Genomic DNA, 23,114 nt, shown 5'->3' with positions numbered 1-23,114 from the left:
GAGTTTGCTATGCGATTCAAATTTATTTTAGCAGTAGGACTGAGCTTCATTGCTGGCGCATCTCAGGCGGAAATAGTCAAAATTTATGCTGCAGCCAGTTTAAGCAATGCTATCAGCGATATTGCAAAGCAATATCAGGCACAGAATCCAAACATCAAAATTGTACCGGTATTTGGCGCGTCATCTGCTTTAGCCAAACAGATTGAAGCCGGTGCGCCAAGTGATTTGTATTTTTCAGCAGATGTGGACTGGATGAATTATTTGGTGCAAAAACAGAAAATACCTGCAAAGCAAGTATTCAACATGCTAAGCAATGATTTGGTGCTGATTACGCCTAAAGCGGTGAATATGCAATTTAAAGCCGTGCCGCAGTTTAATTTTGCCAAGGCATTCAAAGGTCACTTATGTACAGGGCAAATGGAGTCTGTACCTGCTGGAAAATATGCCAAACAAAGCCTAACCAAGTTGGGCTGGCTATCAAGTTTGAATGGAAGGATTGTCGGGACAGATGATGTACGATCGGCTTTGGCTTTTGTCGAACGAGGTGAGTGCCAAGCGGGGATTGTTTATCGTACCGATGCGATGATCAGTTCTAAAGTTAAAATAGCCGGGATTTTTCCAAACCATACCCATCAACCGATCATTTATCCATTGGCTTTAACACATCAAGGCGCAGCTAAACCTGAGGCCGTGAAGTTTTACCGTTATCTTAAAGACCATGCGCAAAGCAAAATGCTGTTTAAGAATTATGGCTTTGGTGTGAAGGGCTAAAGCATGCTAAGCCCTGAAGAGTGGAGCGCCTTGTATCTGTCGGCTAAGGTTGCCATTTGCGCCACTGTATTTTGCTTACCATTTGCTATAGGGCTGGCATGGGTTTTGGCGCGCTATGAGTTTCATTTAAAATTTTTGGTCGAAGCACTTTTACAAATGCCAATGGTGCTGCCGCCGGTGGTTCTAGGATATTTGCTATTGGTGCTGTTTGGTTCAAATGGCTGGATCGGCAAGATGCTAATTGAATGGGGAATTCAGCTGGTTTTTAATTGGAAAGGCGCCGTTTTAGCATCGATGATTGTGTCATTTCCGCTGATTGTGCAGCCGATCCGTTTGTCTTTTCAAATGATCAATCAACAGCTTGAGCAGGTTGCAGGCTCACTAGGCGCACATCCTTTACGGGTATTTGTCTCAATCAGCCTGCCGCTGGCTTTACCAGGGATTTTAATTGGCAGCATTTTAGGCTTTAGCCGAAGTCTAGGTGAGTTTGGCGCAACCATTACCTTTGTGGGTAATATTCCTGATGAAACCCGAACCATTCCAATTGCTATCTATTCGCTGATACAGCAGCCAAATGGTGAAGAGGCCGCAATGCGTTTAGTGATCCTTTCATTGCTGGCGGCTTTTGGCGCATTGATTGCCAATTATTATATTTTACAGCGCTATCAGCGAAAACTCGGAGCCGGCCATGCTTCAGTGTGATTTTCAGTTTCAATATGCAGATTTTCAATTGCAGGCTCGGCTGCAGATGCAGGATCAGCTGCTGGGCATTATGGGGCCATCAGGCAGCGGCAAATCTACGCTGCTGAAAAGTTTGGCCGGTCTGCTGCAGCCCCAGCAAGGTTATATATCGCTGAATCAGCGTGAAGTGTTTAACATAGCGCAGAATATTAACGTGCCGATGCATAAACGCCGTATTGCGCTGATTTTTCAAAAAGCATGGCTTTTCCCGCATATGAATGTGCAGCAAAATCTGCAATATGCAGAGAACTTAGCTGCTCAGGAAAATGCACAATTTCAGTTTCAGCAAGTAGCGGATCTGCTTGAGTTGAAGCCACTGCTCAAACGGCGGGCACATGAACTATCTGGCGGAGAGGCGCAGCGTGTTTCCATAGGCCGGGCATTGCTGTCACAGCCTGATCTACTGCTGTTAGATGAACCGCTGACAGGACTTGACCGCAGGCTGAAAGATCAAATATTGCCATTTTTAAACACGGTGAAAGAACAGTCGGCGCTGCCGATGATATATGTCACGCATCATAGTGATGAGTTAGATTATTTAAAAGCCCATATTTTGCATCTAGAAAATGGTCAAATAAGTTTTTAAATAAATATAAATTATATAAGTAATAACAGTGAATTAGATGAAAAAATGGTATTAAGATGCATCTTAAAGTTTTGATTAGAACTATGAAAAACTCATTTTCTAGATTAAATTGTTACAAAACAAGGGAGAACACAGCGTTTTCCCTTTTTTATTCCTAATGATCTTGGAAATAATGATTTGTACGACTGAACGTGCAGACAGGGAATCTAATCGATGCATGATGATAGCTTAGCCACACATAAATCAACTGCAAAACTGGGTGCAGGGCTATCTAATCGGCATATCACGATGATCAGTATTGGTGGTGTAATTGGTGCTGGACTGTTTGTTGGGTCATCTGCTGCTATCGCAAAAGCCGGGCCAGCCGCTGTTCTTGCATATATTATTACCAGTATATTGGTTTTTTTAGTCATGCGAATGTTGGGGGAGATGGCAGTAGCTCAACCTGACACAGGCTCATTTTCAACCTATGCAAGAAAAGCCATAGGGCCATGGGCTGGCTTTACTATCGGATGGTTATATTGGTGGTTTTGGGTTTTAGTTATTCCTATTGAAGCAATTGCCGGTGCAGAAATTTTGCATGCATGGTTTCCATCAATATCCAGTGCTGTATTTGCAACATTCTTCATTGTGCTTCTCAGTTTAGCCAACTTTTTTAGTACTCGAAGTTTTGGTGAGTTTGAATTTTGGTTTTCTCTGATAAAAGTCTTGGCTATTGTGATTTTTATCGCCATTGGACTCACCGCAATATTTGGATTTTGGCCCTTAGCACCTGACGTGAGTGGTGTAGAAAATCTGTTCAAAAATGATGGATTTATGCCAAATGGCCTGGGTGGTGTACTTTCAGCAATATTGATTTCAGCATTTTCATTCTTTGGTGTAGAAATACTATCGATCGCTGCAGCAGAATCAAAAGATCCTGAACAAAAAATTAAACGTGCAACCAATTTAGTATTGTATCGGGTCATCTTATTTTTTGTGGTTTCAATTTTTATAACGGTTGCACTGGTAGATTGGCGTTCACCGCAATTACAACAATTAGGCACCTTCCAATATGTCTTGGTCAGTTTAAATGTCCCTCAATCAAAATTGATTATTGATAGTGTGGTATTTATTGCAGTTGCAAGTTGTATGAATGCCGCACTTTATAGTTCATCAAGGATGCTATTTTCATTGGGGACACGTAAAGAAGCACCTCAATGGGTCACATCTATTAATGCCTCTGGTGTACCTGCTATTGCTGTATTTGCATCGTCTGTAGTGGGCTTAATTTGCTGTGCAGTCAATTATTTATTTCCAGGCCAAGTATTTGGATTTTTACTGTCTACAACAGGTTCAATTGCCTTATTGGTTTATTTAGTGATTGCATTTTCACAGCTTAAATTGAGAACACAAATCGAAAAAAATGGAACTGAGGTTGCGTTTAAAATGTGGCTATTTCCATGGCTGACATGGGCAGTCATTTTGGTGATCTTAAGTGTGCTGATCTATATGTTTTTATCTCCAGCCTACAGTTATGAAACTTCATTATCTTTAGGTGTTACGACATTGGTGGTTCTCTGCGGCTTAGTTGTGACAAGAAAATCTAGAGTAAAGAATGATTCCGAACTGAATTAAAAATAAAGGTTTCGCCGATAAAAATCGTAATCATGAACCAATGGATTGTCTTTAGCATGTGCCGTGTCAGGGGATTAAAGCGAATGCCTTACGTTATATCTCTATGGCAATCCATTTTTAAGACAAATTCAAAGATTCACTTGACCTTCGACCGACTCCAAGCTTTATAATCGTTAAAATTTTCTTGATTGATGCAATATGCGTTCTGCGACATGGATAACAGTCTTAGTTGGATTGTTCATGTTCCAAAGCCTTTGGAACGTGGCAGCCGCTTTCTGTGTGCATGAAGAGCAAACTCAAGTTGTTCAAAGCTATCATTTTGGTCATCATCAAAATATCTTATGCGTTAGCAATGAAACCGATCCACAGCATTCGTTGCATCAAGCATCTGATGAATCCAGTAGCAAACCAGTCAAAAATATCGCTAACGATCTGCAACTTGGTGAAGATCATCAAGACCATTTGCCGTCTATGACGCATTTGATTGTACAAAATCAACAATCGATTCTTTTTATTGCACATCAGGCCTTTGAATATTCGCCAAAATTTGTTTGGAAGAATCTTTATCAAGCACCTGATCTCTTACTGCAAACACCTCCTCCTGTTTATGCCCCGCTAATGGCGGGGTAGCCTAAAACATTCCCGCCACTTTTATTAATAAATGAGTGGGAAAAATCATGTCTTTATATTTTACGGCGTTTATACGTCTAGGCTTAGCTGTCGGTATTTCGACGGCCTTACAAAGTACTTTTGCGCAAAATGTTAGTAGTTTTGAATCGGCATTTGCCAAAGTACAAAATTACCAAGCACAAACAGATATTTGGCAACAACAACAGCAAATCTCAGATTTTAATGTGCGCCAAAGCAAGCTCTGGCAGAACCCAAGCCTATCGATTGAACAAAATGGTTTTGGTAACAATCAAGATCAAGAGCTCAGTATCGGAATCAGCCAGCCAATGGATGTATTCGGTCAGCGTAAAATCAATCAAGCACTCGCGAGTACCTCTGCACAGCAAATACAGTTGCAACAGCAAATTTGGAATGCGCAAAGTCAGTTGATTGCGAAGTTTGCATGGTCACAGCTAGCCATCGCTCAAAATGAGCAATCGATTTACGCTACACAGCTCAAACTCAGTAAATCTAATTTGGACAGCGCGCAAAAACGCTATCAGGCAGGCAGTATTGCTTTGGTGGATGTAGAGCGCGCTCAAATTGAAGCTTTGGAAATACAGCGTCTATACCAACAGGCGCTTTTAAAACAGCAAACTGTGGCGCGTCAGCTTTCTAATTTATGGGGTGAAACTACGTCGCAAATTGCGTTGAATAACAGCGTTACGCCTTGGCCTGAACAGAGCCAAAGTTTAGTTGAGCGTAATTTATCGGAAGGTTGGCTACAAAAATTGTATGCCTTGAATGTTCAGCAGGCAAATCAGCAAATTGAACATTTAAAAGTACAGGCACGTCCAAACCCAACCCTAAATATGGGCATGTCACGTACCAAGTCTCCAACAGACGCCACTGATACGGCTTTGGTGCTTGGTGTGGATATTCCGCTGAATATTTTTAACCGCCAGCAATATGCCATTCCGATGGCGCAAAAACAGCAAATTTTATTAAATCATCAGCAACAGCGCGAGTTAAAACAGCAAGTTTTGGACATCGCCAACAGCATTCACCAGCTTAAAGGTCTGCGTATGCAGTTTGATGCCACAGGCAATCAGATTGGTTTGGCTGAAAAGGTTCAAAACCGAACTTTGCAAGGTTTTCAGGCAGGTAAATTTGCTATTACAGACGTACAGCAAACCACAAAACAACTCCAAGACCTTCGACTTAGCCAAATGCAAATTTTGGCGCAGGCTTGGCAGAGCGCACTCAGTGCTGAAGCCTTAAGTATCGGCACCAGTTATGAAGAAATCAGCCGTTCAGATGCTTATAGCCAACTCAATAAAAAAGCCATTGAAGCATCCCAAACCCTCATCAACAGCGCATCAGCACAATAAGGCAGTTAATCACATGAAAATTAAACAAGATGGAAAAATTTCACAGCTTTTGATGATTGCAGTTTTGATTGGCTTAACGCTGATGCTGTGTACTGCTATTTGGTTAAGTACAAACAAATCCGATGCGGATAAAACTGAGCATGAAGGAGAGCATAACGAGGCTAATAATAGTGATGCTGAAGCAGAACATGCAGAAGAAGGTGAACTACAACTTACCGCTCAGCAAATGGTGGAACAAGGAATTAAAATGGCAACCGCGGAAAATGGTCTGGTCGAAAATATTATTCAATTGCCGGGTAAATTGGCCGTGAATACAGATCAACAGGCACATATTTCCCCAAACTTCAGCGGTCATGTCGAGCAAGTCAATGTAGCACTCGGTCAAACTGTACAAAAAGGGCAAACCTTAGCTGTGCTGTCAGTGCCTGAATTGATTGATCAGCAAGCCAATTTACGTATGGCAGAAGCCAATCTAGATTTAGCCCGTCAAGATTATCAACGTGAGCAAAAGCTGTGGTCTCAAGGGATTTCTGCTAAACAAGACTTTCAGCGTGCTGAAAATGCCTATCGTCAGGCTCAAATTAGCGTACAGTCAGCACAATCGCGGTTGCAAGCTTTAGGTGTAAATGGCAGTCAAAATGGACGTTTTATCATTCGTGCGCCTATTGCAGGTGTAATCAGTCAAAAAGATATTGTTGTAGGTGAAAATGTGCAATTGGCAGATCAATTGTTCACCATCGAACAACTAAAAGATTTGTGGCTGGAATTTCATTTGCCAAATCAATATTCAGGCCAGCTGCAAGCAGGTCAAAACGTCTCTTTCAAAATCAATGGCTCAGATCAGCTCTATAGCGCAGAGGTACAAAGCCTGACTTCACAGGCAGATGTGCAAACTGGACGCTTAGTGGTACGTGCCAAATTAAAACAACAATCTGTTGAGCTTCGCCCAAATGTGATGGTCAATGTGCTATTGGCTGATTCGGGCACTAAAAAAGCATTACGGGTGCAAAAGTCTGCCGTACAAAGCATAGAGGGAAAAGACAGTATTTTTATTGTCGAATCTGAGCAAAAAGGCCAAGTGCATTTAAAAGCACAAGCGCTAAAACTTGGACAAGCATCCAGTGATGGGCAATGGCTAGAAGTGCTTTCAGGTCTTGAAGCAGGGCAAAAGTATATTTCCCAAGGCAGTTTTTTACTGAAATCTGAACTGGAAAAAGACGAGGCTGGCCATGAACACTAATTCAGAGAACCCGAACACAGATTTACCAAAGCCAGAAGGTCTATTCGAACGCATTATTCAGTTTTCAATTCAAAATGCAATTTGGGTGATGCTGTTTGTCTGCACATGGATTGCCGTCGGGATTTACAGTTATCAAAAACTGCCGATTGATGCAGTACCTGATATTACCAACACCCAAGTGCAAATTAATACGCAGGCCAATGGCTTTACAGCGTTAGAAGTTGAACAGCGGATTACTTATCCGATTGAAAATGCGATGGCAGGTATTCCAGATTTGGAGCTGACCCGCTCAATTTCACGTTATGGGCTATCACAAGTCACCATTGTATTTAAAGATGGTACGGATATTTACTGGGCACGTCAGCAAATTAATCAGCGGGTACAGGAAGTACAGTCGTCATTGCCTGCTCAAGTTTCTCCGACGATGTCGCCAGTTTCGACAGGTTTGGGCGAGATTTATCAATGGGTGCTTAAAGCTGAACCCAATGCCAAAAAAGCAGATGGCACGGCATATAGCGCGATGGATTTGCGTGAAATTCAAGATTGGATTGTGCGTCCGCAATTACAGCGTGTACAAGGTGTTGCCGAGGTCAACAGTATTGGTGGTTTTAATAAAACCTATGTGGTTTCACCTGATTTAAACCGCATGCAACAGCTGAATCTGTCATTAGAACAATTACAGCAAGCACTCACGGAAAATAATGAAAACCGTGGTGCAGGTTTTATTGAGGAAAATGGTCAGCAGTTAACAGTTCGAGTGCCGGGAACCTTAAACACCATTTCAGATATTGAAAACACCATGATTGACAGCCCCAACGGCAGTCCAATTCGGGTGGGTGATATTGCACAAGTATCGATAGGGAATGATTTGCGCACAGGTGGTGCAACCTATAATGGGGAAGAAACTGTTTTAGGTATTGCTATGATGGCCATGGGACAAAATAGCCGAACTGTCTCGAAAGCTGTAGATGCCAAAATTAAAGACATTCAAGCCAGCTTACCCAAAGGGGTAAAGATTGAAACAGTGTATGACCGTACCACATTGGTAGAGAAAGCCATTAAAACCGTTCAAAAGAACTTGGTTGAAGGCGCAATTCTAGTCATCATCATTTTATTTATCTTTTTAGGTAATATCCGTGCCGCCTTAATTACAGCCTGCATTATTCCACTATCAATGCTGTTTACCTTAACCGGCATGGCACAAAAGAATATCAGCGCGAATTTGATGAGCTTAGGTGCGCTGGATTTTGGGATTATTGTTGATGGTGCAGTGGTGATTGTTGAAAACTGTATACGACGTTTAGCCCATGCACAGCAAATATTGAAACGTCCATTAACGCAAAATGAACGCTTTAAAGAAGTCTTTTTGGCTGCACGTCAGGCACGCCGTCCGCTGATATTTGGACAATTAATTATTTTAGTGGTGTATTTGCCAATTTTTGCTTTAAGCGGTGTAGAAGCAAAAATGTTCCATCCGATGGCATTAACTGTGGTATTGGCACTTGTGGCGGCGATCATTCTGTCTATTACATTTGTACCTGCAGCTGTAGCGCTTTGGGTAAAAGGTGAAATTAAAGAAACAGAAAGCCGTTGGATGACTTGGCTGAAAAAGCAGTATCTTCAAATTTTAAATACAGCCTTTCATTACAAGGCTGTGGTGATGACTTTTGCACTGTGTTTACTGCTCATTACTGGGCTTTTAAGCACTAAAATTGGCAGTGAGTTTGCACCACAGCTGAGTGAAGGTGATTTTGCAGTTCAACTGATGCGCTCTCCTAGCACTGGTTTAGAAGAATCATTAAGAATGCAGGAAAACGCTGAGAAACTGCTGTTGAAAAAATTCCCAGAGATTCAGGCTGTATTTGCTCGTACAGGTACGGCAGAAGTAGCAACCGATGTAATGCCTCCGAACATTTCCGATGGTTATATCATGCTCAAACCACGTAATGAATGGCCAAACCCTAAAGAAAGTGTGGATGAACTGCGTGGCCGTATGGTGGCTTATGTGGCTACAATTCCAGGTAATAACAGTGAGTTTTCCCAACCTATTGAACTGCGCTTTAATGAGTTGATCTCAGGTGTGCGTAGTGATGTGGGCGTCAAAATATTTGGCGATGATATGCAAGTGCTCAACACAGAAGCCACTAAGATCGCCAAAATTATGCAGCAAGTTGCGGGGAGCAGCGCCGTAAAAGTTGAACAAACTTCAGGTTTACCTTTATTAAATATTGAAATAGATAAGGCTTTGGCTGCGCAATATGGTTTAAACGTTAAATCTATACAGGATACTGTGGCAGCCAGTGTCGGTGGACAAAGTGTAGGGGAGATTTTAGAAGGTGATCGCCGTTTTGATTTTGTTATTCGTTTAAATGATCAAGATCGTAATGTAAGTACGATTTCACAACTACCGTTAAAGTTGCCAAATGGTGGCAGTATTGTACTCTCAAATGTTGCCACAGTCTCTAATGTAGATGGGATCAATCAAGTCAGCCGTGAGAATGGTAAACGCCGTATTGTAGTGACTGCCAATGTTGAAGGCCGTGATTTAGGTTCTTTTGTGGCGGATATGCAGACTCAGCTGAAACAATATGCATTACCAAGCGGTTATTGGATTGAATATGGCGGTCAATTTGAAAACCTTGCATCTGCCAAAGCAAGAATGCAAATTGTCATTCCTTTAGCACTACTGACCATCTTTATTTTATTAATGGCAGTATTTCATAATGTGAAAGAAAGTCTGCTGGTCTTTACTGGCGTACCCTTTGCCTTAACGGGCGGTGTACTGTTTCTTTGGTTTAGGGATATTCCACTTTCGATGTCGGCCGGTATAGGTTTTATTGCGCTCTCAGGCGTTGCTGTGCTGAATGGTCTAGTCATGCTGACCTTTATTAAAGAGCTGAGGGACAAATATCTATTACATGAAGCCGTATGGCAGGGTGCTGTACTTCGATTACGCCCAGTACTGATGACCGCCAGTGTTGCCTCTTTAGGTTTTGTACCAATGGCTTTGGCAACAGGTACAGGTGCAGAAGTACAACGGCCTTTAGCGACTGTGGTGATTGGCGGTATTCTTTCTTCCACCTTGCTGACCTTGGTGCTATTGCCTGTGCTTTACCGCTGGCTTAATACATCTCGATCTAAATAACATAGACTAATAAATCTAGATTAAAACGATATTGCATTACCCCATACGGTTCATTCATTAGACAGAATGGATCGTATGGACTCAGAATCCAATCAATATTTAAAATCAGCAAATCAGCAAAAGCCGATACTCACCTGCATTTTCAACAGGTGCGCGGTGCACACAAGGCAAAACTGGCTGTGTAGGATGATCAACCGCCAAACGCCATAGATGACCATTGCCAAGATTTACAGGCACAGCATTGTCTTTGAGCTGATAATGTAAATCAAAAAAATATTCCGCTAAAAAGTCATCAAATTCTGAGACAGGACCATCGTATAAAGCTTTGAGTTGCTCTCGTATTTCAGGAATTAAGATTTTTTGTGTGACTTGATCATTTGGCACAATATCACTGGAAGCACCATAATATGTACATAAAAAGGTATCGGTAGCGATAGGTGATCGATCGACATGAAGAGAATAAACATCAGTTGAGATGAAATCGAATTCATCATCTCGTTCATAACATTTGAGCAAATTAAGCGAGGGTGATGCACCAAATGCTGTTAATTGTTGCATGTCATTTAAAATAATTTCTCTGGCTAAATGACCTTGCGCTGAAAGCGTTAATTTCTTCAGATCATCTATGGAAACTTCAGTAATATTTTCAATCAGTTCTAGTTTTTCGACTATTTCTTTAAAGTCGCCTTGTAAGTTGCGTTGCCAGCAAAGCGCATTCATTTGACCTTCGAAATGACTATGAATCAATTCAGAAAATGTAGTGACTACACCAATTTGAGGATGCTGGGAAAAAGTATTGCTCATAATAGGGATCAATTTAAATCTGAGGCGAAGATACTGCGTACAAGGAAGTGCTAGAAGGATAAGCAGTTTTATTTTATCTTACACCATAAACTGCTATACAAAATTATTCGAGCATAGGCATTCATCGTTACGCTTTCTGTTTGGCTTTTTGGCGTAAGACATACAAATATAAGCTTTCTACTTTTTCACGTGCCCAAGGTGTAGTACGTAAGAATCGTAGTGATGATTTAACGCTTGGATCTATGCAAAAACATCTAATTTCAATTTTGCGACTTAAGCCTTCAAAACCACCGTAGTAATCCAATAATTCATCCAAGATGTCAGCAAGTTTTTTGCCGTGTAAAGGGTCATTGGAGGTGCTCATATTAGATCAATCATATTTTGGGAGACCATTATTATAACCTGAGCGAGTTGAAAAATGAGAGGGTTTGAATTTAAACATCAGGAACGTCAGATTCGCCAATTGATAAGATTCTGATTTCGGCATAACGTATATTATGTTCATTAGCGTACTCGGCATCGTGAATGATAATTTTACAGATTCACGATGTCGAGCTGTGGCAACGGATGCGTTGTGTAGGCCACAGTCTTGGATATGCTATTTAACATAATATACATTATACGAAATAGTATAATTAAGACTTTGATATTTAATATTTTTTAATTTATTGGTGCTTAAATCTTTCATCTGTGTAACAAACTTGATTTGTTGCTCTTACACATCAAACATATTTTGTGCCGCCAAGATCCTACGCAATACTGACAATATTATTTGTCCTGCTACAATCCTCAGACAAGAAAAAAGCCATAACAACGATTGCTATGGCTAATTCACATTAATTTCTATATTTAAATCAGCCTACTGTTTACCTGATTTTTGATTTATGAAGATTTAATTTCTTTACTGCTAAATGCTTTTGTTTTTTGCTCTATTTGATCCGGCTTTAAAAATGACGACGCAATAATCGCAATCACTGCAAAGCCTGAAATATAGGCAATAATTAAATTGGGGCTTCCATCACCAATACTCAACAATTTCGTCGCGATTAATGGAGCTAAACCACCACCTAGCACGCCTGCAAATTGAACTGAGATTGAAATACCGCTATAACGTATTTCTGCTGGAAATTGGCGTGAAAATAACTGTGACTGCGGCGCATACATCAAAGGAAAAACTACGCCAATACCAATCACAATGGCCGTCCAAACCAATACAGGATCCTTGGTATTTAACATTGCAAAAAATGGATAGCTGTATAAAGCCAGTACGCATAAACCAAATCTGAACATGTTTTTTTGCCCAACTTTATCAGACAAATGCCCAAAAATTGGCGTAATGACCATGATGACCGCAGCACCACAAATCGTTGCAAACAAAATGTCTTGTCTAGGAATATTTAGCTGTGTGGTTGTATAGGCTAAAGCAAATGTCGATGCTAAATAGAACCAAGCATTTTCAGCAGCTCGAGATAAAATAATCGTAATCAACTGCTTAGGATGATTTTTAAACACTTGTTTTGCTGGAACTTTAATTGTTTCGGTTTGAGCTTTAACTTTTTCAAAGTCTGGTGACTCAGGCACTTTCACTCGAATATACCAACCTACAGCCAGTAAAATAATGCTGGCTAAAAATGGCAGACGCCAACCCCAGCTAAATAGTGCTTCTTCAGGCAACATTGAGACTAAGCCTAAAGCTACCGAAGCGAGCAATAAACCACCACCTGTACTGGCTTGCGGTAAACTTCCCCAAAAGCCTTTTTTACCCGCTGGCGCATGCTCTACCGCCATGAGGACTGCTCCGCCCCATTCTCCACCCATGGCCATGCCCTGTATAAATCTTAATATAATTAAACAGACCGTTGCCCAATAACCAATGGTTTCAAATGTCGGTAACAACCCAATCATCACCGTTGGAATACCCATCAACATTAATGTGACCAATAACATTGATTTACGACCGATTTTATCGCCGAAATGACCAAAAACAATTCCACCAAGTGGTCGACCAATAAAGCCAACAGCATAAGTGGCAAATGCTGCCAATACGCCAGTTAATGGATCAAGATTTGGAAAGAAAAGTCGATTGAAAATGAGTGCTGCGGCAGCACCATAGATAAAAAAGTCATACCATTCGATGGTTGTACCCACCATGCTGGAAATACCTGCTAAACGATGCGAAGACTTAGCTGGTGGAGCTGTGTTTCCCTGTACATTTTGCATTGTTATCTTCCTTATTCTGCAAGATATTTCTATGTTGCATTTTCACGATGCTTGATTTGTGTGATGATTTTCTTCATGAAAATCAATATTTTTAGATCTTATATATGTTTAATTTACGCTGAGTCACTTGTTCATATTGAATAAGAAATTGAATATGAATATTACCCAAGTGTTTGAACCGTGAATGTTTTTAAATTACTGATTAAATAGATATTTCCTCCATTATTTTATCTAAGGTCGGACTAGACTGTTGCCACTTTGGCTGTTTGTCTTTATCCACAATTAATGCGCGCACACCTTCGACAATATCGCCATGTTGAAACCAAACGTCTTGTAAATGTCGTTCAATTTGCATGCATTGCTTCAGTGAAAGACCACGACCTAAATGCTGGAGTTGTAAACTGATTCTTTTCGCGATTGGAGATCGTTGTTCCAAGGTATTGCGTATTTTTAGCGCCCACACTTGAGCATCATTATGCTGTTCATTTTCAAGACTATTTTCAATGGCATCAATGCTCTCAAAACCAAAATGCTTACGAATTAAATCTGCATTTTGACTAAGTTCACTTTCCGCTGGTCGAGTAATATATTTCGCAATCAATTGTTCAATATTTTCCTTGCTGAGTTGCTTGGAATTTCTTAATTCTTCTTCTAATTGAACAAGTTGCTCACTCGGAACATGGTAGTCAATCAAATCTAGATACAACGCATCGCTAGCACTGATTTGATCGCCTGTAGTTGCCATGTACACACCAATATCATCTAAACGTGATAAAAAGTGTGTCGCAGCCACATCTGGGAAAAATCCAATGGCAGTTTCAGGCATGGCAAATCTAGATTTTTCGCTGCTGATAAGCACATGACATGCTTGGGCCAAGCCAAATCCACCGCCAAGTACATAGCCATCAAGTATGACAATAATGGGTTTTTCATACGCACGAATGGTATTCAGCATTTCATACTCAGCTTGAAAATAAGCTTGATGATCTTCTTTACCATTCATATAACTATCATAGAGATAACGAATATCGCCACCTGCACAAAATGCTTTAGGACTATTTGAGCGAATAAGTACAGCATGAATATTAGTTTGATCAGCCCATAGTGCTAATTGCTGTTGAATCCCTTGAATCATTTCCAAAGACAAGGCATTTAAACTTGCCACGCGATCTAAACTGATTTGGCCTAAATGTCCATGTTCTTCAATCATTAAGTTATTTGTACTCATATCCATATAATCCTTTTTTATTTTTAATTGTTTTTAAAATTGGCTTGGCGCTTTTCAACAAATGCTTGCATGCCTTCTTTTTGGTCTTGAGTTGCAAAAATCGAATGGAATGTTCTACGTTCAAAGCGTAAACCTTCTTGCAAACTGACTTCAAATGCACGGTTAATTGACTCTTTGATCATCATGGTTGCCACTACAGATTTTTCGGCTATTTTTTTAGCAGCATTTAAGGTCTTTTCGACTAACTCCTCTTTAGGGAAGACTTGAGCAACTAAACCACTCTGCTCTGCTTCTACTGCGCCCATTTGTCTGGCAGTCAGACACATTTCCATGGCTTTGGCCTTACCAATAGCAAGCGTTAAACGCTGTGTCCCACCTATCCCCGGGATTACACCCAAAGTTACTTCTGGTAAACCAAATTTTGCATTATCGGCACAGTAAATAAAGTCGCACATGAGTGCTAACTCACAGCCTCCACCTAACGCATAACCACTGACAGCTGCGATTAGAGGTTTACGGCGCTGAGCAATTCGATCTGCCAGATGAAAAAAATCATCCAAATAAATATTTGGGAAACTCAGTTCAGCCATTTCTTTAATATCTGCACCAGCGGCAAAGGCTTTTTCTGAACCTGTAATAACCATACAGCCAATGGAAGAATCTCTGTCTAAATCATCTAAGGCCAAATTAAGGTCTTGAATTAATGTGCTATTTAATGCATTTAAGGCCTGAGGACGATTTAAAGTAATAAGTCCAACACCATTGTTCTTTTCAAGCAGAATCGTTTCAAATTGCATGTGAGATCCCTATATATGTTCAATATTCATGAGTAGGCTTCATATCTGAAGCCTTTTCATTTAAATGTCTTAATGACAACGTTATAAGCTGCGGGCAATTACTAAACGTTGGATATCACTCGTACCTTCATAGATTTGGCAAATACGTGCATCACGATAAATACGCTCTATCGGGAAATCTTTGAGATAGCCATAACCACCAAAGACTTGTAATGCTGCGGAGCAAACACGCTCAGCCATTTCAGATGAAAAAAGCTTGGCCATAGACGCTTCATTTAAACAAGGCTGTCCTGCTTCTTTTAAACGTGCCGCGTGATAGACCAATTGGCGTGCGGCCTCTATTTCTGTTGCCATACTTGCCAATCGGAACGCAACTGCCTGATGTTCAAAAATTGGTTTACCAAAAGTAATACGCTCTTTGGCATATCGGGTTGCTTCTTCTAATGCTGCACGTGCAAGACCAACTGCTTGCGCCGCTATACCAATACGACCGCCTTCTAGATTTGATAAGGCGATTTTCAAACCTTCACCTTCTTTTCCTAACATTAGGCTTTCATGCACTCGCACGTCTGTGAGTGCGATTTGACAGGTATCTGAGGCATGTAATCCAAGCTTTTCTTCAGTACGAATCACTTCATAACCGGGTGTTTCTCTTGGGACAATAAAAGCACTCAGGCCTTTTTTCCCTGCACTCGGATCAGTCACAGCGAAGACAATAATGACCCCTGCATTGTGTCCCGAGGTAATAAACTGCTTAGCACCATTAATCACCCATTCATTTCCATCTTTGACTGCACGAGTTTTAATGGCAGCAGCATCTGAACCTGTATGCGGCTCAGTTAATGCAAATGCACCGATCATTTTGCCCTGGGCTAAAGGCACTAAATATTTCTGCTTTTGTTCTTCTGTGCCAAATTTAGCAATAGGAACACAGCCTACCGAGTTATGTACACTCATAATGGTTGAGGTTGCCCCATCGGCCGCGGCAATCTCTTCTAAAGCCATAACATAGGCAAGATTACCTGTATCTGAACCACCCCATTCATCTGATACCAACATACCCAATAAACCCAGTTCCCCCATCTGCGCTAATGCCGCTTTGGGAAAGGTTCCGTGTTTATCCCATTCAGCTGCTTGAGGTTTAATTTGTTCCTGTGCGAAACTGCGTGCCATGTCCTGAATTAATAATTGTTCTTCGGTAAATTGCATCTTATCTTCCTGTACATCAATCAATTGCTTTCATCCACTTTGAAAATGACTAAAACTGAATGAAAGCTTGATTTGGATCCTGATTGTTCGGCATAAATTTAGGGTTAATCGTTACGTCATTTAACTTGCATGCTGCGTGGATTGTTTCGCAATCTCTTGATTTCTTAATAAGAAACGCTGAATTTTTCCACTTGGAGTCTTCGGCAGTTCTTGAACAAACTCCACCAATCGTGGATAAGCATGTGCGGATAAGCGCTTTTTCACAAATTGCCCCAGCTGCTCTGCTAATTCTTCGGACGCTGTGACATGCTCAGCTAAAATTACAAAAGCTTTTACGATTTCTGTCCGATCTGGATCAGGTACACCAATGACCGCAGCTTCAATCACTGCATCATGCTCAAGTAAAGCGCTTTCTACATCGAATGGCCCGATACGATAACCTGATGTGGTAATCACATCATCATTACGACCAACGAAGCTCATACTGCCATCTGCGTGTAATTCTGCGGTATCACCAGTGAGGTAATAATGCTTTACAAAGGGTGACTTACGACTTTCTTTATAGCCACCAAACCACATCATCGGTGATTGACTAATATCGACAGCCAGTACTCCTGGCGTTCCTGCAGGTAGCTCTTGCCCTTGTTCATCAACAACCGCCACGCGATATCCCGGACTGGCATAACCTGCGACACCTGCGCGAATATCATGTTGTAAACCATGGTGATTACACACCACCATACCAACTTCAGTCTGACCATAATGGTCAAAGATCGGTGCATCTAAAACTTGTTTAAACCAGCGGAACACTTCAGGGTTAAGCGGCTCACCAGCGCTACTGACGACTCGAAATTTCCCTTTGAGTTTTGCCATTTGTTCAGGATCAGCTGCCATCATCATCCGATACGCTGTCGGTGCGCCTGCAAGGTTCGTCACTTTGTAGTCATCTACTATCTGACAGAGACTATCAATGCTAAAACCACCTTCGTAAAAGAGTGTTGCATGTCCAAGTAAAAGTGGCCCAGTGATTCCATAATACAAACCATAAGCCCAACCTGGATCAGCAATATTCCAAAACGAATCATCTTCACATAGCCCTACCGCATTTTTCATATATTGACCAAAAGCGATCAAAGCTTTAAGCGGGACTTCTAAGGGCTTTGCAGGACCTGTGGTACCTGAAGTAAACATTAAAAGAAATGGATCATTGATGCTCTGTAGGACAATTTCACAATCTGTAGACTGTGCGTTTACTTCATCCCAAAAGTTTAAATCTCCCTGTTGTATCCCTTGACCCGCTGGATCTGCAACAGTAACGATTTGAGGACAATGTGCAACTTCATCTAATTTACTGCGATTACCAACATCACTAATCACCAATTTGCTTTGTGCAAGGTGTAAACGATGTTCAATGGCTTTGGGGCCAAAGGCGGTAAACAGCGGTTGATATACAGCACCTATTCGCCAAGCCCCTAAAATCACCACAAGTAATTCAACTGTACGGGGTAATAAACCCGATACACGATCACCTTTTTGCACACCCTGTGACTTTAAAAAATTGGCAAATTGGCTCGACCACTTTTGCAGCTCTGCAAAGGTATATTGTTCTTTCCATCCATCTTTACCTTGCCAATACAGTGCAACCTTATCTTGATCAATCGTATGACGGTCACAGCATTCATAACATGCATTTAATTGCTCTAAAGAGCCTGATAGCATTTCTTTGGCAGCATGATTTAAGTCAAATGCCTTTGCAACATCTTGATAATTCGACATCTTCTCTACCTTAGTCTCAATTTATTGTTATTCCGACACGAGTGTTTGTATTGTTAGCCATCCCTAGGCTAGATTTAAAAGTTCAATGCGATTATTCAGCGTCCTTAGGTAAGTATTGCTGCACGATGCTGGAAAAATCTAAGTGTGCATTACCTTGTAAACACAACTGTTGATACATCTGCTGAACCAGTCCGCCTAAAATAATTGGCTGTTTGACTTGTCCTGCGGCTTCTACAGCCAATCCTAAATCTTTCAACATCAACTGAGTTGCAAAACCATCGGTATAACCACGTCCCGCAGGTGCATTTGCTGAGATACCCGGCCATGGATTACATACATCCGAACTCCAGCAACGTCCACTCGAACTATTCACCACACCCGCTAAGGCTTGAGGATCAATTCCCAGACGCGCACCGAGTGCCATACCTTCAGCAACGGCTGCCATGGAAATACCAAGAATCAAGTTATTGCAAATTTTCGCAATTTGACCTGCACCCACATCACCACAATGCACAATGTTTTTACCCATGTGGCCCAATACCGCTTTGGTTTTTTCAAAGGTTTGATCATCCGAACCGACCATAAAGGTTAATGTACCTGCCTGAGCACCAATAGTTCCGCCTGAAACAGGTGCATCACAGATTTTTATCTGATGTGCAGCACCCGCCTCGGCTATATCCTTAATGGTTTGCGGATCAATGGTACTGCTATCGATACATAAGCTTCCTGCTTTCATTACCGCCAATACACCATTTTCTCCCAAGTACACCTCTTTGACATGCTTGGCAGCAGGCAACATGCTAATCACGACATCTGCTTGTTTCGCGGCATCTTGTGGGCTTTGGCAAACGATGCCACCTGCTTCAGTAAAATGCTGAATCGCAATTTCGCTTAAGTCGAAACCGTAAACCGTAAAACCTGCTTTGAGTAGGTTTTGAGCCATTTTTCCGCCCATGTTTCCTAAACCGATAAAGGCAATATTCATCCTTGAACTCCTAAATTAACGTAGGTTAATGGTGGTATTCACTTCACCTTTTTCTTGTGTATCTTCGAACCAACGACTGGTGATGGTTTTGGTTTGTGTATAGAACTGAACTGCTTGCTTACCATATGGACCTAAGTCACCCAGTTTTGAACCACGCGATCCTGTAAAGCTAAAGAAAGGTACAGGTACAGGAATTGGAATGTTGATACCCACTTGACCAATATCGATATCGCTTTGGAATGTACGAGCGACTGCACCGCTTTGTGTAAATAGTCCAACACCGTTGCCAAATGGATTGGCATTAATCAATTCAATCGCCTGCTCCAGAGTATCGACATGAATAATGGCTAATACGGGTCCAAAGATCTCTTCGGTATAGATGCGCATATCGGTTGAAACTTGATTAAAAATCGTTGCTCCGACAAAGTTTCCTTGCTCATAGCCAATGACTTGAACATCACGACCATCCAGCAACAGTTCTGCGCCTTGTTCTACACCGCTTTGAATTAAATCCAGTACACGTGCTTTTGCGCGAGGTGAAATAACTGGGCCAATATCGGTATTCGGCTCATGCCCTGCATTGACCTTCAGCGTTTTGGCTTTTTCAACCAGTTCATTGACCCATTCTTTACTTTCACCAACCATGACAGCAACCGACAAAGCCATACAACGCTGACCTGCCGCACCGAATGCTGCACCAACGAGGGCATTTAAAGTTTGTTCTTTATTGGCATCCGGCATTACCACCACATGGTTTTTGGCCCCCATCATCGACTGCACACGTTTTCCATGCTGTCCTGCAAGGTTATATACATGTGTACCAACGGCTGTAGAGCCTACAAATGAAATGGCCTTAATAGCTTGATGTGTACATAAACGATCAACAACGTCTTTACCACCATGCACTACGTTCAATACGCCTGCTGGAATACCGGCTTCAATCGCAAGTTCTACAAGCATCATGGTCGATAATGGATCTTGTTCAGATGGCTTTAAAACAAAGGTATTTCCACTGACAATCGCCATTGGGAACATCCACAGTGGAATCATCGCAGGAAAGTTAAATGGCGTAATTCCTGCACATACACCCAAAGGTTGCTGCAAGGTATAGGTATCCACACCACGTGCAACACCTTCTATATATTCGCCCATTTGAAGTGTGCCAACCGAACACGCATGCTCAACGACTTCTAAACCACGTTGAATATCACCTTCAGCATCTGCAAGTGTCTTTCCTTGCTCAGCAGTCAGTACGCGGGCAATCTCTTTCATATTGCTACGGATGAGATCTTGTAGCTTCAGCATAATGCGCATACGTGCTTGAACAGGCATTAAGCGCCATGTTTTAAAAGCCTCTTGCGCTGAAGCAATCGCTGCATCCACTTCTTCCATAGTCGCCATTGGAACACGACCCAAAACCTCTTGAGTTGCAGGATTTAGAATGTCTTGCCACTCTGTAGTGTTTGACTCTATAAATTTACCGTTAATTAATAATTTAGCCGTCGCTGACTGAATATTTGACATTGTGTTCATGACCTCTCCATAGGCACTTATTGTTTTGTACTGACTTAGAAAATATCCAAAAGCCTTATATTTATATTTTCCAATTCACTTCAAACTAGCAAAGAAAATTTTGACTACCAATAGAGATTCACGCACGATTGATGTGCAAATATGCACAGGGATGACAATAACAATGAAAGTAGATTGGGATCATTTACAGTATTTTTTGGTTTTGGCTCGTGCGAAAACCCTAACCAATACCGCACGTATTATCGGTGTTGAGCACAGTACAGTTTCTAGACGTATACATGCGCTAGAACTGGCTTTAGGCACGCCATTATTTAAACGTGAAGCCAAAGGTTATGAGCTCACTTTAGAAGGTTTGGCACTGGTTCCTCGGGTAGAACAAATGGAACAGGCATTTTTACAAATCGAAAAACCTAACCAACCTATGCAAGGTCGTGTGCGAATTGGCACACCCGAAGGATTTGGAACAGCATTTTTGACACAGCTCTTGGCAGAATTGTCCAAAAAATACCCTCTACTGACTATTGACCTTATTCCAGTGCCGAAAATGATCAAGCTTTCACATCGTGAAGCAGATATTGTTATTTCAATTGATCGGCCGAAATCCGGCCCCTATATCATTACTCGACTAGCAGACTATTGTTTAAAGATTTATGGCAGTAAAGAATACCTAAAAAACATGCAACCCATTCATACATTAGAAGATTTAAAATCACACACTTTTGTGAACTATATAGATGATCTAGTCTATAGCCCAGAACTGTATTGTTTAGAGCGCTTACCTATTCAGCTCAATGCTAACTTTAGAAGTAGCAGTATTTTGGCACAACAAATTGCCGTGAGTGCGGGTGCAGGATTGGCAATATTGCCCAAATTTTTGGCCGAGGAAAAACCCGAATTAGAACAAGTCTTGGCGCAAGATGTTCGTTTTGTGCATACCTTTTGGATGCTGACCTTAGTCGATTTACAGCATGAGCCGCGCATTAAGCTGGTCTGGGACTTTTTGAGAAAAAGAACCGATCAATATCATAGTTTATTAATGGATTAAGTCAGGATGGCTTCTTCTAAACTATAACTGTTATAGAAATTTAGATGAATGTTGTATCTATGCTTTTAAGTGATATACCCCAATAATCACCTATAACCATTATGGATTTAGAGTACATCTTATGAGCAATCAAGAGCCTAAAAAACCGCAAAAATATGCAGACAGTGAAATTTCAGATAAGGCCTTTAAACGTGCCATTATTTGGTTCTCGATCTATGTGCTTTTATTCTGTATTGGTGTAGCGTTTGTCGTTGGTGCAGATAATTCCTATCTACCTTAAGCGACAGTATTATTCACTTATTGCAACTCGCTATTGCATGAATATCTTACATTTCATGTTTGCTCATGATCAGTTCATAAAGTATTAATCGGATCATTAGGCCAAATAAATTGGTTTAAATTTGAATTTAAAAAAAGCTTGTAAGTCTAGATTTACAAGCTTTTTGCATTTTTAAAGTGATCAATTCACAGCTATAAACTTAATTAGTCATCTTTATCGCTTATGCAGGACTCGGTTTTTTAACTTGGTGCTGAAGATGCGTTTGAATGTATTCACGTAGACCGACATTTTTTCAAAGATATGCTCTGAATAAAACATGTCTTCTACCAAGACTTGCGAACGGTCAAACTCATATAAACCTAATCGTTGTAAAATTTTGGCGTTAATAAACGAAAATTTTTGGCATAAATCGATATATTGCTGATCTTTGTCTTTAAATAGCAGCTTTAACATATTGATTTGATTTAGATCAAAATCAATCGGTTCAACTTTATCCGCCAAGACATGGATTTCAACATCTAAAAATTCAGCGAGCTGTTTTAATTTTTCTAAGTCGATATGTAGATGTGTAATACAAATGATTTTGGAAACTTTCGGATTACATAAGCTATTGATCAAACCAAAATAGAAGTATTCTGCTGGCGATAGTTGTTCTTTATGTAGCTCAATGTAGACATTTAGTCCCGATAAAACATCATCAACTTTAAATGCGCTAAGTTTAGCCTCAGCATGATAATAACGATTTAATATTGCAACATTTTCAGGGCTTTGCGGTGTAGCGTAGATCACCTTCTGATTCAAATTCGCTAAGATAAAGGGTGCAAATAAAAAAGCCGCATTTTCAGCCTTGGCGTGCATATGCTCCTGACAAATACTGACATAGCCCACTTGCTGTACTTGTCGCAAAATTCGACTGCGTAACAGCACCGCTTCTAAATTAGTATGCTGTTGTTGCAGCAGATGCAGCGTTGAATCTGTCAATGGAACATCCACCAGTAAATGTTGTAACAGTTCTAATTCACTGGCTTTAAACATACTCAACTCCCTAACTTCCATACCATTTGACGCCACAAGTGTTGTTGTCAATACACCTTATAAAAAATTCAAGCTTAAAACTAGATACAGTGAATTTGAAAA

Annotated in this window: 20 protein-coding genes; 10 read left to right on the top strand and 10 right to left on the bottom strand. The window is 41.0% G+C overall.

Annotated elements, in window-relative coordinates:
* The first annotated feature begins 9 nt into the window (after window positions 1-9).
* The 8 genes from modA (at window position 10) to FTT94_RS07715 (ending at window position 10,100) form a co-directional block, all read left to right on the top strand.
* Entirely contained in the window at window positions 10-771 is a 762-nt protein-coding gene (modA, locus tag FTT94_RS07750; RefSeq protein ID WP_180170543.1) for a molybdate ABC transporter substrate-binding protein, read from the top strand.
* A gap of 3 nt (window positions 772-774) precedes the next feature.
* Window positions 775-1,473, top strand: coding sequence for a molybdate ABC transporter permease subunit (gene modB, locus FTT94_RS07745; protein ID WP_180027004.1), 699 nt, complete (start codon window positions 775-777; stop codon window positions 1,471-1,473).
* Window positions 1,460-2,098 (top strand): ATP-binding cassette domain-containing protein, encoded by a 639-nt coding sequence (locus FTT94_RS07740; RefSeq protein WP_180170542.1) that lies wholly within the window; start codon window positions 1,460-1,462, stop codon window positions 2,096-2,098. The genes modB and FTT94_RS07740 overlap by 14 nt, the downstream gene beginning before the upstream one ends.
* A gap of 213 nt (window positions 2,099-2,311) precedes the next feature.
* Entirely contained in the window at window positions 2,312-3,715 is a 1,404-nt protein-coding gene (locus tag FTT94_RS07735; protein ID WP_180170541.1) for an amino acid permease, read from the top strand.
* A 198-nt stretch (window positions 3,716-3,913) separates the two neighbouring features.
* Window positions 3,914-4,345, top strand: a complete 432-nt coding sequence (locus FTT94_RS07730; protein WP_218948337.1) for a cation efflux protein, CzcI-like — start codon at window positions 3,914-3,916, stop codon at window positions 4,343-4,345.
* Window positions 4,346-4,392: 47 nt separating this feature from the next.
* The gene (locus tag FTT94_RS07725) at window positions 4,393-5,715 is read left to right on the top strand and encodes a TolC family protein (protein ID WP_180170540.1); all 1,323 of its coding nucleotides are present in this window, start codon (window positions 4,393-4,395) and stop codon (window positions 5,713-5,715) included.
* Window positions 5,716-5,728: 13 nt separating this feature from the next.
* Window positions 5,729-6,955, top strand: a complete 1,227-nt coding sequence (locus tag FTT94_RS07720) for an efflux RND transporter periplasmic adaptor subunit (RefSeq protein ID WP_180170539.1) — start codon at window positions 5,729-5,731, stop codon at window positions 6,953-6,955.
* Entirely contained in the window at window positions 6,945-10,100 is a 3,156-nt protein-coding gene (locus FTT94_RS07715; protein WP_180170538.1) for an efflux RND transporter permease subunit, read from the top strand. The genes FTT94_RS07720 and FTT94_RS07715 overlap by 11 nt, the downstream gene beginning before the upstream one ends.
* Window positions 10,101-10,205: 105 nt before the next feature.
* On the opposite strand, the gene FTT94_RS07710 is transcribed toward FTT94_RS07715, so the two are convergent.
* The 9 genes from FTT94_RS07710 to FTT94_RS07670 all read right to left on the bottom strand — a co-directional run bounded on the left by FTT94_RS07710 (window position 10,206) and on the right by FTT94_RS07670 (window position 20,652).
* Window positions 10,206-10,904, bottom strand: a complete 699-nt coding sequence (locus FTT94_RS07710; protein ID WP_180170537.1) for a DUF1826 domain-containing protein — start codon at window positions 10,902-10,904, stop codon at window positions 10,206-10,208.
* 127 nt (window positions 10,905-11,031) lie between these two features.
* Window positions 11,032-11,268 carry a VF530 family DNA-binding protein gene (locus FTT94_RS07705; RefSeq protein ID WP_078193741.1) on the bottom strand — a complete coding sequence of 79 codons (237 nt, stop codon included), beginning with the start codon at window positions 11,266-11,268 and terminating at the stop codon, window positions 11,032-11,034.
* 518 nt (window positions 11,269-11,786) lie between these two features.
* The gene (locus tag FTT94_RS07700; RefSeq protein ID WP_180008152.1) at window positions 11,787-13,124 is read right to left on the bottom strand and encodes an MFS transporter; all 1,338 of its coding nucleotides are present in this window, start codon (window positions 13,122-13,124) and stop codon (window positions 11,787-11,789) included.
* Window positions 13,125-13,326: 202 nt separating this feature from the next.
* Window positions 13,327-14,352: an enoyl-CoA hydratase/isomerase family protein gene (locus tag FTT94_RS07695; protein ID WP_180054714.1), complete on the bottom strand. Its 1,026-nt coding sequence runs from the start codon at window positions 14,350-14,352 to the stop codon at window positions 13,327-13,329.
* Between the two features lie 23 nt (window positions 14,353-14,375).
* Window positions 14,376-15,149: an enoyl-CoA hydratase gene (locus FTT94_RS07690; protein ID WP_180170536.1), complete on the bottom strand. Its 774-nt coding sequence runs from the start codon at window positions 15,147-15,149 to the stop codon at window positions 14,376-14,378.
* 81 nt (window positions 15,150-15,230) lie between these two features.
* Window positions 15,231-16,358: an acyl-CoA dehydrogenase family protein gene (locus tag FTT94_RS07685; protein WP_078190717.1), complete on the bottom strand. Its 1,128-nt coding sequence runs from the start codon at window positions 16,356-16,358 to the stop codon at window positions 15,231-15,233.
* A gap of 120 nt (window positions 16,359-16,478) precedes the next feature.
* Entirely contained in the window at window positions 16,479-18,134 is a 1,656-nt protein-coding gene (locus FTT94_RS07680; RefSeq protein ID WP_180170535.1) for an AMP-binding protein, read from the bottom strand.
* 91 nt (window positions 18,135-18,225) lie between these two features.
* Window positions 18,226-19,119 (bottom strand): 3-hydroxyisobutyrate dehydrogenase, encoded by an 894-nt coding sequence (mmsB, locus tag FTT94_RS07675; protein ID WP_180114644.1) that lies wholly within the window; start codon window positions 19,117-19,119, stop codon window positions 18,226-18,228.
* A gap of 15 nt (window positions 19,120-19,134) precedes the next feature.
* The gene (locus tag FTT94_RS07670; RefSeq protein ID WP_180170534.1) at window positions 19,135-20,652 is read right to left on the bottom strand and encodes a CoA-acylating methylmalonate-semialdehyde dehydrogenase; all 1,518 of its coding nucleotides are present in this window, start codon (window positions 20,650-20,652) and stop codon (window positions 19,135-19,137) included.
* A 163-nt stretch (window positions 20,653-20,815) separates the two neighbouring features.
* Here FTT94_RS07670 and FTT94_RS07665 point away from each other — a divergent pair, with 163 nt between their 5' ends.
* A complete protein-coding gene (locus FTT94_RS07665) occupies window positions 20,816-21,697 on the top strand; it encodes a LysR family transcriptional regulator (protein WP_218955996.1) in 882 nt (293 codons plus the stop codon).
* A gap of 121 nt (window positions 21,698-21,818) precedes the next feature.
* Window positions 21,819-21,977, top strand: coding sequence for a hypothetical protein (locus FTT94_RS07660; RefSeq protein WP_168379604.1), 159 nt, complete (start codon window positions 21,819-21,821; stop codon window positions 21,975-21,977).
* A 213-nt stretch (window positions 21,978-22,190) separates the two neighbouring features.
* Here FTT94_RS07660 and FTT94_RS07655 read toward each other — a convergent pair whose 3' ends face one another.
* Window positions 22,191-23,012 (bottom strand): hypothetical protein, encoded by an 822-nt coding sequence (locus tag FTT94_RS07655; RefSeq protein WP_180170532.1) that lies wholly within the window; start codon window positions 23,010-23,012, stop codon window positions 22,191-22,193.
* Window positions 23,013-23,114 lie beyond the last annotated feature (102 nt).

It is taken from the genome of Acinetobacter sp. YH12027 (genome assembly GCF_013420085.1).
Classification (GTDB): domain Bacteria; phylum Pseudomonadota; class Gammaproteobacteria; order Pseudomonadales; family Moraxellaceae; genus Acinetobacter; species Acinetobacter amyesii.
Note: the sequence above shows the minus strand (reverse complement) of the source record. Positions and strands in the feature narration are given on the sequence as shown.

Excerpts from the sequence above, each read along its gene's own strand:
- modA (WP_180170543.1), top strand. The coding sequence starts at position 10 with ATGCGATTCAAATTTATTTTAGCAGTAGGACTGAGCTTCATTGCTGGC.
- modB (WP_180027004.1), top strand. The coding sequence starts at position 775 with ATGCTAAGCCCTGAAGAGTGGAGCGCCTTGTATCTGTCGGCTAAGGTT.
- FTT94_RS07740 (WP_180170542.1), top strand. The coding sequence starts at position 1,460 with ATGCTTCAGTGTGATTTTCAGTTTCAATATGCAGATTTTCAATTGCAG.
- FTT94_RS07735 (WP_180170541.1), top strand. The coding sequence starts at position 2,312 with ATGCATGATGATAGCTTAGCCACACATAAATCAACTGCAAAACTGGGT.
- FTT94_RS07730 (WP_218948337.1), top strand. The coding sequence starts at position 3,914 with ATGCGTTCTGCGACATGGATAACAGTCTTAGTTGGATTGTTCATGTTC.
- FTT94_RS07725 (WP_180170540.1), top strand. The coding sequence starts at position 4,393 with ATGTCTTTATATTTTACGGCGTTTATACGTCTAGGCTTAGCTGTCGGT.
- FTT94_RS07720 (WP_180170539.1), top strand. The coding sequence starts at position 5,729 with ATGAAAATTAAACAAGATGGAAAAATTTCACAGCTTTTGATGATTGCA.
- FTT94_RS07715 (WP_180170538.1), top strand. The coding sequence starts at position 6,945 with ATGAACACTAATTCAGAGAACCCGAACACAGATTTACCAAAGCCAGAA.
- FTT94_RS07710 (WP_180170537.1), bottom strand. The coding sequence starts at position 10,904 with ATGAGCAATACTTTTTCCCAGCATCCTCAAATTGGTGTAGTCACTACA.
- FTT94_RS07705 (WP_078193741.1), bottom strand. The coding sequence starts at position 11,268 with ATGAGCACCTCCAATGACCCTTTACACGGCAAAAAACTTGCTGACATC.
- FTT94_RS07700 (WP_180008152.1), bottom strand. The coding sequence starts at position 13,124 with ATGCAAAATGTACAGGGAAACACAGCTCCACCAGCTAAGTCTTCGCAT.
- FTT94_RS07695 (WP_180054714.1), bottom strand. The coding sequence starts at position 14,352 with ATGAGTACAAATAACTTAATGATTGAAGAACATGGACATTTAGGCCAA.
- FTT94_RS07690 (WP_180170536.1), bottom strand. The coding sequence starts at position 15,149 with ATGCAATTTGAAACGATTCTGCTTGAAAAGAACAATGGTGTTGGACTT.
- FTT94_RS07685 (WP_078190717.1), bottom strand. The coding sequence starts at position 16,358 with ATGCAATTTACCGAAGAACAATTATTAATTCAGGACATGGCACGCAGT.
- FTT94_RS07680 (WP_180170535.1), bottom strand. The coding sequence starts at position 18,134 with ATGTCGAATTATCAAGATGTTGCAAAGGCATTTGACTTAAATCATGCT.
- mmsB (WP_180114644.1), bottom strand. The coding sequence starts at position 19,119 with ATGAATATTGCCTTTATCGGTTTAGGAAACATGGGCGGAAAAATGGCT.
- FTT94_RS07670 (WP_180170534.1), bottom strand. The coding sequence starts at position 20,652 with ATGAACACAATGTCAAATATTCAGTCAGCGACGGCTAAATTATTAATT.
- FTT94_RS07665 (WP_218955996.1), top strand. The coding sequence starts at position 20,816 with ATGAAAGTAGATTGGGATCATTTACAGTATTTTTTGGTTTTGGCTCGT.
- FTT94_RS07660 (WP_168379604.1), top strand. The coding sequence starts at position 21,819 with ATGAGCAATCAAGAGCCTAAAAAACCGCAAAAATATGCAGACAGTGAA.
- FTT94_RS07655 (WP_180170532.1), bottom strand. The coding sequence starts at position 23,012 with ATGTTTAAAGCCAGTGAATTAGAACTGTTACAACATTTACTGGTGGAT.